The sequence below is a fragment of the Pseudomonas sp. TWR2-1-1 genome (assembly GCF_049897045.1).
Lineage (GTDB): Bacteria > Pseudomonadota > Gammaproteobacteria > Pseudomonadales > Pseudomonadaceae > Aquipseudomonas > Aquipseudomonas versuta.
The window spans coordinates 85,067-96,421 of the sequence record NZ_JAFCVM010000002.1; the positions used below are offsets into that span (position 1 = coordinate 85,067).

Below are 11,355 nucleotides of genomic sequence, written 5' to 3' on the forward strand. Positions count from 1 at the left end.
GATGACGCAGGAAAATCTGATTGAAGTGCGTGATCTCTCCGTAGAGTTTGTAAGCGGCGAACGACCCCATCGTGTGGTGCAAGGCATCAGTTTCGACATCAAACGCGGCGAAACCCTGGCACTGGTAGGTGAAAGCGGCTCGGGGAAATCAGTTACCGCACACTCGATTTTGCGACTGTTGCCCTACCCGCTGGCACGTCATCCCACGGGCAGCATCGTCTATGCCGGAGAGGATCTGCTGACTCTGCCGGAGAAAAAGCTGAGGCATATTCGTGGCAATCGCATTGCCATGATTTTCCAGGAGCCCATGACATCGCTGAACCCGTTGCACTGCATTGAAAAGCAAATCAATGAAGTGCTCGGCATTCACAAGGGACTAACCGGCAAGGCGGCCACACAGCGCACTCTGGAGCTGCTGGAGCTGGTTGGCATACCGGAGCCCCGCAAGCGTCTAAAAGCGCTGCCACATGAGCTGTCAGGGGGCCAGCGTCAGCGCGTGATGATCGCCATGGCCCTGGCGAACGAACCCGAACTCTTGATCGCAGACGAACCCACTACGGCACTGGACGTTACGGTGCAGTTGAAAATTCTCGAATTACTGAAGGAATTGCAGGCACGCCTGGGGATGGCGTTGCTCCTGATCAGTCACGATTTGAACCTGGTTCGACGAATTGCGCATCGCGTATGTGTCATGCAGCAAGGTTTAATCGTCGAACAGGCATCGTGTGAACAGTTGTTTCGTTCACCACAGCATCCGTACACCCGGGAATTGCTAAGTGCAGAGCCCAGCGGAGACCCTGCCAGGACAATCGCAGGGCCGCCATTGCTGGCAGTCGAGGACCTGAAAGTATGGTTCCCGATCAAAAAGGGCCTGCTGCGCAAGACAGTTGATTACGTCAAAGCGGTCGACGGCATAAACTTCAGCCTGCTACAGGGACAGACCCTGGGCATTGTGGGAGAGAGCGGATCGGGCAAGTCGACACTGGGCCTAGCGATTTTGCGTCTGATTGCCAGCCAGGGTTTGATTCGTTTCGAAGACAAACGGCTAGACTGTCTGTCGCGTCAGGAAATCCGACCGCTGAGGCGGGAAATGCAGGTGGTGTTCCAGGACCCGTTCGGCAGTCTCAGCCCACGCATGAGCGTCAGCGAGATTGTCGGTGAAGGTTTGCGCATTCACCGTATGGGCACCGCTGCAGAGCAGGAAATCGCAATTATTGAAGCCTTGCGAGAAGTAGGTCTGGATCCGGAAACCCGGCACCGCTACCCTCACGAGTTTTCAGGCGGGCAACGGCAACGGATCGCCATTGCCCGGGCACTGGTTTTAAAACCGGCGTTGATTCTGCTGGACGAGCCAACCTCCGCGTTGGACCGCACTGTACAACGTCAGGTAGTTGAGCTGCTGCGCTCACTGCAAGCCAAGTACAACCTGACGTATTTGTTTATCAGCCATGACCTGGCTGTCGTCAAAGCGCTTAGCCACCAACTGATGGTGGTCAAGCATGGCCAAGTGGTCGAACAGGGTGATGCGCAAAGTATCTTTGCCTCACCGCAACATCCATATACACAGCAGCTGCTGGAAGCCGCCTTTTTGGCGCCAGTGGCTGTCGATTAACCTGATAGAGGAACAACACATGGGTTTTCTCGCCGGTAAGCGCGTCCTGATCGTCGGTGTCGCTAGCAAATTGTCCATCGCTTCTGGCATTGCTGCCGCCATGCACCGTGAAGGCGCTGAACTTGCTTTCACTTATCAGAACGAAAAGCTTAAAGGCCGCGTTGAAGAGTTCGCTGCAGGCTGGGGCTCCAACCCTGAACTGTGCTTCCCTTGCGACGTTGCCAGCGATGAAGAAATCGCCAAGGTCTTCGAAGATCTGAGCAAAAAATGGGACGGTCTGGACTGCATCGTTCACTCCGTTGGCTTCGCACCTGGCGACCAGCTGGATGGCGACTTCACAGACGCGACGACTCGTGAAGGCTTCCGCATCGCTCACGACATCAGCGCCTACAGCTTCGTGGCCCTGGCCAAGGCTGGCCGTCCAATGATGAAAGGCCGCAATGGCAGCCTGCTGACCCTGTCCTACCTGGGCGCAGAGCGCACCATGCCCAACTACAACGTGATGGGCATGGCCAAGGCCAGCCTGGAAGCGGGTGTACGTTACCTGGCAGGCAGCCTGGGCCCGGAAGGTACTCGCGTTAACTGCGTATCGGCCGGCCCGATTCGTACCCTGGCTGCATCGGGTATCAAGAACTTCCGCAAAATGCTGGCGGCCAACGAAGCGCAGACTCCTCTGCGTCGTAACGTGACCATTGACGAAGTCGGCAATGCCGGCGCGTTCCTGTGCTCTGATCTGGCATCGGGCATCAGCGGCGAAATCATGTACGTAGACGGCGGTTTCAACACCACCGCAATGGGCAGCCTCGAAGAGTAACTTCTTCGCAGCAGCAACATTCCAGAACGCCCGGTGCATTGATTGCATCGGGCGTTTTGCGTTGTGGGCTTTAAAGCACCCTGGCGGAGCGAGGGGGCTGCAAATGAGTGCGCGCGTGCAACATTCATACTTCGCTCCTGAGCGAATCATCGGCCAGGAGGATGGGGGAAAGTAAACATTCTTAGTGAAAAGGACGCTCTGAATGACACCCTTCGAGGCTGTAACGCACGCCGACCCCTATACCTGTTATTCGCAACTGAGACACCAGGCAGACTTGTACTTCGACACCCGTCTGGAATGCTGGGTCGCAAGCGGAGCAACAGTCATACAGGCCATGCTGCAACATCCTGATTTATTGGTACGCCCCTGCCATGAACCCGTTCCCCAATTGATAGCTCAAACACCTGCCGGCCTGGTTTTTGGCAACTTGATGCGTATGAACGAAGGGCAGCGCCATCAGTGCCCCAGAGCGGCTATCGAGCCGGTACTGGCAGCAGTGCCACCAGCAGAAATCGCAGCATTGGTTGCACAACTGGTCAAGACAGACTGCTCTGCCAATAGCCTGAACGCGCTCATGTTCACGTTGCCGGTTTCCGTGCTTTGCAGGTTGATGGGCTTTGGTGCGCAGCAGCTACCCACTGTTGCCGCTTTGACACGTGATTTCGTCGCGTGCCTCTCCCCTTTGAGCAATGAATTGCAGCGGCGCAATGCTGATATTGCTGCAACCCGGCTAAGTCAGATGTTTAACCACCTTTTGAAGGATGAATACGCCCCCGGCGCTTTGCTCAAGGCTATTTGCTCAGGTGCACGATCGGGTACGCAGGAAGACCATGACGTATTGATCGCGAATTTGATCGGTTTGTTATCACAGACCTGCGAAGCCACCGCGGGATTGATCGGCAACACGCTGGTAGCTCTGCAACAAGACCCGGAGTTACTTGAAAAAGTCAGCCGAACCCCCGCACTCATACCCGAGTTGGTTACCGAGGTATCTCGCTTAGACCCATCGGTCCAGAACACCCGGCGCTTTGTAGCCAAATCCTGCGTGATCGGCAATTGCACTTTAAAGGCAGGTGATCGGGTTTTGTTGCTGCTGGCATCTGCCAACAGAGATCCGGATATCAATCCAGATCCCGACTGCTTGTTGCTCAAGCGGTCTCAGCGCCAGAGCTTCAGTTTCGGGCACGGCAGGCATCAGTGCCCAGGCCAGCAATTGGCACTGGCGATCACCTCTGAAACCATTGGCGCGCTACTTAAACGACAGGACTCGTCCTCGATCCGCACTTTGCAATGGCGCTATCTCTCATCACTCAATGGCCGGATCCCCCGATTTGGCCGGCAGCCGGAGATTGCGCAATGATTGCCGTTATTTTTGAGGCCAGGCCGCACACCGATCAATTGCAGCGTTATTTCGATCTTGCTGCCGAACTCAGGCCATTGCTCGCTGAACTGGAGGGCTTCATTTCCATCGAGCGCTTCCAGAGCCTCAGCGAGCCTGGAAAGGTGCTGTCACTGTCATTCTGGCGCGACGAAGAGGCCATACAGCGCTGGCGCCGACTGGAAGAGCATCGTCAGGCTCAGTCTGAAGGGCGCGCCCAGGTCTTCGAAGACTATCGCTTGCGCATCGCCCATGTGCTGCGTGACTACTCCCTCACTGAGCGCTCTGAGGCCCCGGCTGATAGCCGAAAAGCACACCCGTGACGGCAGGGATTGCGTTGTTTGTATTACCGCAATAAAAAAGGCCGCTCAATGAGCGGCCTTTTTCTTGATGCGAGTGATCCAACGCTTAGTAGCGCTCGACCTTCGCTTCGTTTTGCAACTGCTTGCGATAAGCTTCGAAGTCTTGCTGGCCAACACGCGAAGCGAGGAAGCGACGATACGACGCCTTCTCTTCATCTGTCGGCTTGGCAGCATCGTTCACGCCATTCAAGCGCAGTACGACAACAGTGCCATCGGCCAGGGTCACGCTACCAAAAGTCGGCTTGTCCTTGGACACAGGCTTGGGCAGGCGGAATACGGCTTGCAGCACGGCAGGATCAATACCTTCCTGACCGCGGGCAACAGCCTCCTCAACCTTCCACGACAGACCATCGATTGGCTGATTCAACGGCAACTTGCCATCGCGCAAACCTTTGATGATGTCCTCAGCCTTGGTTTTAGCTGCAGCACTGGCGTGCTCTTTAACCAATTGCGCACGAATGCTTGAGGCAACGGCTTCCAGAGGCAACTGCTCAGGCTTGAGGTGTTCCTTGACGCGCAACACAACTACCGTTTCCGGATCGAGCTCGATGGCCGTGCTGTTTGCCCCTTCATCCATCACTTCGGTGCTGAACGCAGCCTGGATCACGGCACGGTTGGCAGCAATACCTTCGCCACCCTGACGACCAAACGGTGCAGATGTATGCACAGTCAGTTTCAGTTCTTGAGCTGGCTGAACCAGGTCGGATGCTTCGAAGGCAGAGTCTTCCAGCTGCTTGGTTGCATCAACAAAGCGGCGCTCAACCTGTTGGGTTTTCAGGTCATGCGTCAGCTTGCCTTTCAAGCTGGCGAAACTTGGCACTTCAGGAGCCTCTACGCCCAGCAGCTTGATCAGGTGGTAGCCAAAGCTGGTGCGAACCGGCTCCGACACCTGATCTTTTTTCAGTGCGTAAAGTGCTGTTTCAAAAACAGGGTCGTAAACACCCGGACCTGCGAAACCCAGATCACCGCCATTGGTAGCCGAGCCTGGATCCTGGGAGAACTCTTTAGCCAATGCCTCGAAGCTTTCACCCTTGGCCAGACGCTGCTGGATCTCGGCAATCCTGGCTTTGGCCTGCTCATCGCTGACCTTGTCGTTCACTTCAATCAGGATGTGCGACGCCCGGCGCTGCTCTGCCAGGTTGGCGGTTTCTTTCTGATAAAGAGCTTGCAGCTCATCATCCTTCACAGCCACCTGATCAAAGAACGAAGATTTCTTCAACTCGATGTAGTCGATCACGACCTGATCGGGAGTCATGAATTCTTTGGCATGCTCGTCGTAGTAGGCCTTGATTTCGTCATCGCTCACTTTCACAGCAGCCGGATCGGCCTTGATGTTCAGAGAAGCGAAATCACGGGTTTGTTTTTCGAGACGGGCAAACGCATTAACTTGCTCATCGGTCACGAAACCACTGCCCGCCAAACCGGCACGCAACTGACCAATCAGCATTTCCTGGCCCAGCATGTCGCGGAATTGCAGGCGACCGTAACCCAGCTGGCGAATCACCTGATCGAAACGCTCAGCGCTGAACTGGCCGTTTTCCTGAAACTCAGGCGTCTGCAGAATGACTTGGTCCAAAGCGGCTTCAGAGAAAGAGAACTTCGCCTGATTAGCGCCCTGTAGCAATAATTTGCGATCGATCAGCCCTTTCAGTGCTGCTTCGCGCAGCATTTTCTCATCCAGCATAGAGGCATCAAAATCTTTGCCGAGCTGTTGCATCAGTTGACGACGTTGCATGTCAACAGCTTGGCTGAGCTCGACTTGAGTGATTTCTTCACCGTTAACCTTGGCCGCATCCTGGCTGGTAGAGGTGGCTTTAAAAATAGCATCGAAACCGGTCAACGCCATTAACGCGACGATGACACCGATGATGGTCTTGGCAATCCAGCCTTGTGAATTGTCCCTGATATTTTGCAGCATGCTTCCCCCAGAAACGGTCTTGCATAATGAGCAACCGTGGAGCGTGGGTAGAGTCCGGATAGAAGAAAGGCGCATCCGAGGATGCGCCTTCTCGTAACTGGCGGAGCGGACCGGGCTCGAACCCGCGACCCCCGGCGTAACACGTCGATGAAACCACCGACGGCACTACCGCTCCGCTGCCAAGCCTGGCGTGCGCCTGACCCGGTTGGGTAAATGTGTTACAAAAACTTAGTTAACCGCTTCTTTCAGCGCTTTACCGGCTTTGAAGCCTGGTTTTTTAGCAGCAGGAATTTCCAGCGTTTTACCAGTCTGTGGGTTACGACCAGTGCGAGCCGGGCGATCAGTCACAGAGAAAGTACCAAAACCAACCAGTACCACAGAGTCGCCAGCCTTAAGAGCGCCAGTGACGGATTCGATTACTGCGTCCAGCGCACGGCCAGCTGCAGCTTTCGGGATATCAGCAGATGCAGCGATAGCATCAATCAGTTCCGACTTGTTCACTCTAAGTCCCCTTATATCTATCTGAGTATGTTTCTAAAGTTTTTTTGGTAAAAAGCAAAACGACTGCTGAAGCACTTACGGACACTTATAGAGCCGCTTTATAACAAGGGCTCTAAAAAGCGTCAAGAAAGCACGTCAGGCAAATCCGTATTAATGCGTGCTAATTCTTTCCTTAGAGTCAGACTCTCGCTTGTCATCCTTGGCAACGATCTCGGGAGCCACATCCGGCAAGGGCTCTGGCGCGTATTGCAGCGCAATTTGCAGGACCTCGTCAATCCATTTAACCGGTTTAATCTGAAGATCCTGTTTGATGTTGTCAGGAATTTCCTTCAGATCGCGGACGTTTTCTTCAGGAATAATTACAGTCTTGATCCCACCTCGATGGGCAGCCAGTAACTTTTCCTTCAAGCCCCCTATCGCCAATACTTGGCCACGCAAGGTAATTTCGCCGGTCATCGCAACATCAGCACGAACTGGAATCAGAGTAAGCGCCGAAACCAGAGCCGTGCACATTCCTACACCCGCACTAGGACCATCTTTGGGTGTAGCACCTTCTGGCATATGGATGTGGATATCGCGTTTCTCGTGGAAATCCAACGGGATACCCAAGCTCTTGGCGCGACTGCGAACCACCGTCAATGCAGCAGTAATCGACTCAACCATCACGTCACCGAGGGAACCGGTCTTGATCAACTGGCCCTTGCCCGGTACTACCGCAGCCTCAATCGTCAGCAGCTCGCCACCGACCTGAGTCCAGGCCAGACCGGTCACCTGACCAATTTGATCCTGCACCTCGGCCAGACCGTAGCTGTATTTTCGAACACCCAAAAAGTGTTCAAGAAGCTCTGGTGTGACCGTGATTGCAAAACGTTTTTCCATCGCGTGTTCTTTGACTGCCTTGCGGCAAATCTTCGCAATCTGGCGCTCAAGGCCCCGCACACCGGCTTCGCGGGTGTAATAGCGAATGATGTCGCGAATGGTTTCATTGTCGAACGCTATCTCGCCTTTTTTCAAACCATTGGCTTCAGTTTGCTTGGGGGCGAGGTATTTGACAGCGATGTTGATTTTTTCGTCTTCGGTGTAACCCGGCAGACGAATGACTTCCATCCGGTCCAGCAATGCCGGAGGGATATTCATCGAGTTGGAGGTACACAGGAACATTACATCGGACAGGTCGTAGTCGACCTCAAGGTAATGGTCATTAAAATTGTGGTTTTGCTCGGGATCAAGCACCTCAAGCAGAGCAGAGGCCGGATCACCGCGCATATCACTGCCCATTTTGTCGATTTCATCGAGCAGGAACAGAGGGTTACGCACACCGACTTTTGTCATCTTTTGGATCAAACGACCTGGCATCGAGCCGATGTAGGTACGACGATGACCGCGAATTTCCGCTTCGTCACGCACACCACCCAAGGCCATACGTACGAATTTTCGGTTAGTCGCGTGCGCAATGGACTCGGCAAGAGAGGTTTTACCTACACCTGGAGGTCCGACCAGGCACAAAACCGGCCCACGAATTTTCTTCACACGTTTTTGCACGGCAAGATATTCGAGTATCCGCTCTTTGACTTCATCCAGACCGTAGTGATCGGCATCAAGAATGTCTTCAGCGCGCTTAAGGTCCAGACGCACCTTGCTCTGCGCTTTCCACGGCACCTGCACCAGCCAGTCGATGTAGGAGCGCACGACAGTGGCCTCTGCGGACATCGGAGACATTTGCTTGAGCTTGTTCAGCTCAGCCTGAGCCTTGGCCATTGCATCTTTGGGCAAACCTGCTGAATCGATGCGCTTTTTCAGCTCTTCGATTTCGTTGTGACCTTCATCACCATCGCCGAGCTCCTTCTGAATGGCCTTCATCTGCTCATTCAGGTAGTACTCGCGCTGGCTGCGCTCCATCTGCTTTTTGACACGACCGCGAATACGCTTTTCAACTTGCAGCAGGTCAATCTCGGCATCAAGTAACGCCAACACGTGCTCAACCCGGGTTTGCAGGTCGATGATCTCAAGGATTTCCTGCTTCTGCTCGATCTTGAGTGCCATATGGGCAGCCATCGTATCGACCAGGCGGCTTGGCTCATCAATGCTGTTAAGCGACGACAGAACTTCAGCCGGAACCTTCTTGCCCAGTTGCACATATTGCTCGAACTGAGAGATCAGGCTGCGTACAAACACCTCGGACTCACGTTCCGGGGCAGCCACCTCATCAATCAAGGAAACTTCGGCACTCAGATAGCCATCAGCCTGGCCGAAACGCTCGACAGCACCGCGCTGCTCGCCCTCAACCAAAACTTTAACGGTGCCATCCGGAAGCTTGAGCAATTGCAGAACAGTGGCAATGGTACCTACACGATAGAGCGCGTCTTCGCCCGGATCATCGTCGGCAGGATTTTTTTGAGCCAACAGCAGAATCTGCTTGTCGCCCGTCATCGCAGCCTCAAGGGCCTCGATTGATTTCTCGCGTCCCACGAACAGTGGGATAACCATGTGCGGATAAACCACAACATCGCGCAATGGCAGGAGAGGCAATTCAATGGTTGTCTTCATGATTTCGCCTCTACGGCGGCCATAAGGCCGTAATCAGATGGAAGTAAGCTTGAAGCCAAGATGGGGGCAGTTCCGAAAAAAAACAAGCGTTGTACGACAGGGAAAAAAAAGGGGGCCCGAAGGCCCCTTCTTTAACACGTAACACGTAATACACTTACGCGTCAGGTGCAGCCTTGGCAGTCGCTTCGTTGTTTTCATAAATCAACAACGGCTTGGACTTACCTTCTATAACGCTTTCGTCGATCACCACTTTACTCACCTCGGATTGCGAGGGGATTTCAAACATGGTGTCGAGCAATACGCTTTCCAGAATCGAACGCAAACCACGCGCGCCCGTCTTGCGCTCAAGCGCACGCTTGGCCACAGCTTTCAAGGCATCAGCCCGGAACTCGAGATCAACGCCTTCCATCTCGAACAACTTGCCATACTGCTTGGTCAGCGCGTTCTTAGGCTCGGTCAGAATCTGCATCAGTGCAGCTTCGTCCAGCTCATCAAGTGTCGCCAGAACAGGAAGACGTCCAACAAATTCCGGGATCAGACCAAACTTGACCAAATCATCAGGTTCGACTTCTCGCAGGGACTCGCCAACCTTCTTGCCCTCTTCCTTGCTGCGCACCTCAGCACTGAAGCCGATGCCGCCACGAGTTGAGCGCGCCTGAACAACCTTCTCCAGACCCGAAAATGCACCGCCACAGATAAACAGGATATTACGGGTATCAACCTGCAAAAATTCCTGCTGAGGATGCTTGCGACCACCTTGAGGCGGTACGGAAGCAACAGTGCCTTCGATCAGTTTAAGCAGTGCCTGCTGTACACCCTCACCGGAAACATCGCGGGTAATGGAAGGGTTGTCAGATTTGCGCGAAATCTTGTCAATTTCATCGATATAGACGATACCCATCTGGGCCTTTTCTACGTCGTAATCGCATTTCTGAAGCAGTTTCTGAATGATGTTTTCCACATCTTCGCCTACGTAACCCGCCTCAGTAAGCGTGGTTGCATCTGCAATCGTGAAAGGTACGTTCAGCAAACGAGCCAAGGTTTCTGCCAGCAGGGTTTTACCCGAGCCAGTAGGACCGATCAGCAGGATGTTGCTCTTGCCGAGTTCGACATCGTCATTTTTCTTGTCACGCTGGTTAAGGCGCTTGTAGTGGTTATAAACCGCTACAGCCAAAACCTTTTTGGCACGCTCCTGACCAATGACGTATTGATCAAGGATGCCGCTGATTTCTTTTGGCGAAGGTAATTTATGCGCACTGCTTTCGGCCTGGGCTTCCTGCACCTCCTCACGGATGATGTCATTGCACAGGTCGACGCATTCGTCGCAGATAAAGACCGAGGGGCCGGCAATCAATTTGCGCACTTCATGCTGGCTTTTGCCACAGAAGGAGCAATAGAGCAATTTGCCGTTGTCCTCGCCGTTGCGGGTGTCAGTCATTCGATCGATCCAAATCCGATAGGCTTGCAACACAAGATGAAGGCAACTGCGGGCTTTTTCAAGCCCGCAAAGGGTTAGTAAATCCAACCACCTACATTTGAGCTACTTAAGCGGGCATTTGACGCTTGCTGAACACAGAGTCGATCAAACCGTATTCGGTTGCACGCTCAGCGCTCATGAAGTTGTCACGTTCGGTGTCACGCTCGATAGTTTCGAGAGTCTGACCGGTGTGGTGAGCCAACAGCGAGTTCAAACGGTGACGAATATTGAGGATTTCCTTGGCATGAATGTCGATATCCGACGCCTGCCCCTGGAAACCGCCAAGTGGCTGGTGAATCATCATGCGCGAGTTAGGCAAGCAATGACGCTTGCCCGGAGCACCACCTGCCAGCAGGAAAGCACCCATGCTGCAGGCTTGACCAATACAAATGGTCGATACGTCCGGCTTGATGAACTGCATGGTGTCGTAGATCGACATCCCTGCTGTTACAGAGCCGCCAGGAGAGTTGATGTAGAGATGAATGTCCTTGTCCGGGTTTTCGGCCTCAAGGAAAAGCAGCTGCGCAGCAACCAGGTTTGCCATGTAGTCTTCAACAGGGCCTACCAGGAAAATGATCCGCTCCTTAAGGAGGCGCGAATAGATGTCGTAGGAGCGCTCGCCACGGGCAGACTGCTCAACAACCATCGGGACCAGGCCGCCAGCGGCCTGAATGTCAGAGTTCTGCTGAATATAAGAATTGCGGGACATGTCCGGCAGTCACTCCCAAATAGTCTTGTCTGGAATA

Annotated in this window: 9 protein-coding genes; 4 read left to right on the forward strand and 5 right to left on the reverse strand. The window is 53.9% G+C overall.

All coding sequences use genetic code 11. The features are described 5' to 3' along the window. The first annotated feature begins 1 nt into the window (after window position 1). The 4 genes from ACP7BO_RS05315 (at window position 2) to ACP7BO_RS05330 (ending at window position 4,127) form a co-directional block, all read left to right on the forward strand. Complete coding sequence (locus ACP7BO_RS05315; protein WP_426209008.1) at window positions 2-1,612, forward strand: ABC transporter ATP-binding protein; 1,611 nt, start codon at window positions 2-4, stop codon at window positions 1,610-1,612. 19 nt (window positions 1,613-1,631) lie between these two features. Then, a complete protein-coding gene (gene fabI, locus ACP7BO_RS05320) occupies window positions 1,632-2,426 on the forward strand; it encodes an enoyl-ACP reductase FabI (protein WP_003441378.1) in 795 nt (264 codons plus the stop codon). Between the two features lie 202 nt (window positions 2,427-2,628). Continuing rightward, window positions 2,629-3,786, forward strand: a complete 1,158-nt coding sequence (locus tag ACP7BO_RS05325; protein WP_426209010.1) for a cytochrome P450 — start codon at window positions 2,629-2,631, stop codon at window positions 3,784-3,786. After that, window positions 3,783-4,127 (forward strand): antibiotic biosynthesis monooxygenase family protein, encoded by a 345-nt coding sequence (locus ACP7BO_RS05330; protein WP_426209012.1) that lies wholly within the window; start codon window positions 3,783-3,785, stop codon window positions 4,125-4,127. The genes ACP7BO_RS05325 and ACP7BO_RS05330 overlap by 4 nt, the downstream gene beginning before the upstream one ends. An 85-nt stretch (window positions 4,128-4,212) precedes the next feature. Here ACP7BO_RS05330 and ACP7BO_RS05335 read toward each other — a convergent pair whose 3' ends face one another. The 5 genes from ACP7BO_RS05335 to clpP all read right to left on the reverse strand — a co-directional run bounded on the left by ACP7BO_RS05335 (window position 4,213) and on the right by clpP (window position 11,318). Continuing rightward, complete coding sequence (locus tag ACP7BO_RS05335) at window positions 4,213-6,084, reverse strand: SurA N-terminal domain-containing protein (RefSeq protein WP_397454449.1); 1,872 nt, start codon at window positions 6,082-6,084, stop codon at window positions 4,213-4,215. A gap of 228 nt (window positions 6,085-6,312) precedes the next feature. Beyond that, on the reverse strand, window positions 6,313-6,585 hold the full coding sequence (locus ACP7BO_RS05340) for an HU family DNA-binding protein (protein WP_003183171.1): 273 nt from the start codon (window positions 6,583-6,585) through the stop codon (window positions 6,313-6,315). Between the two features lie 150 nt (window positions 6,586-6,735). Beyond that, a complete protein-coding gene (gene lon, locus ACP7BO_RS05345; protein WP_397454450.1) occupies window positions 6,736-9,132 on the reverse strand; it encodes an endopeptidase La in 2,397 nt (798 codons plus the stop codon). Window positions 9,133-9,286: 154 nt separating this feature from the next. Further along, window positions 9,287-10,570 carry an ATP-dependent Clp protease ATP-binding subunit ClpX gene (clpX, locus tag ACP7BO_RS05350; protein ID WP_060694234.1) on the reverse strand — a complete coding sequence of 428 codons (1,284 nt, stop codon included), beginning with the start codon at window positions 10,568-10,570 and terminating at the stop codon, window positions 9,287-9,289. Between the two features lie 106 nt (window positions 10,571-10,676). Further along, complete coding sequence (gene clpP, locus ACP7BO_RS05355; RefSeq protein ID WP_060694236.1) at window positions 10,677-11,318, reverse strand: ATP-dependent Clp endopeptidase proteolytic subunit ClpP; 642 nt, start codon at window positions 11,316-11,318, stop codon at window positions 10,677-10,679. Window positions 11,319-11,355 lie beyond the last annotated feature (37 nt).

What these genes read in the sequence shown, in the direction of transcription:
- ACP7BO_RS05315 (WP_426209008.1), top strand. Translation starts at nt 2, where the DNA reads ATGACGCAGGAAAATCTGATTGAAGTGCGTGATCTCTCCGTAGAGTTT.
- fabI (WP_003441378.1), top strand. Translation starts at nt 1,632, where the DNA reads ATGGGTTTTCTCGCCGGTAAGCGCGTCCTGATCGTCGGTGTCGCTAGC.
- ACP7BO_RS05325 (WP_426209010.1), top strand. Translation starts at nt 2,629, where the DNA reads ATGACACCCTTCGAGGCTGTAACGCACGCCGACCCCTATACCTGTTAT.
- ACP7BO_RS05330 (WP_426209012.1), top strand. Translation starts at nt 3,783, where the DNA reads ATGATTGCCGTTATTTTTGAGGCCAGGCCGCACACCGATCAATTGCAG.
- ACP7BO_RS05335 (WP_397454449.1), bottom strand. Translation starts at nt 6,084, where the DNA reads ATGCTGCAAAATATCAGGGACAATTCACAAGGCTGGATTGCCAAGACC.
- lon (WP_397454450.1), bottom strand. Translation starts at nt 9,132, where the DNA reads ATGAAGACAACCATTGAATTGCCTCTCCTGCCATTGCGCGATGTTGTG.
- clpX (WP_060694234.1), bottom strand. Translation starts at nt 10,570, where the DNA reads ATGACTGACACCCGCAACGGCGAGGACAACGGCAAATTGCTCTATTGC.
- clpP (WP_060694236.1), bottom strand. Translation starts at nt 11,318, where the DNA reads ATGTCCCGCAATTCTTATATTCAGCAGAACTCTGACATTCAGGCCGCT.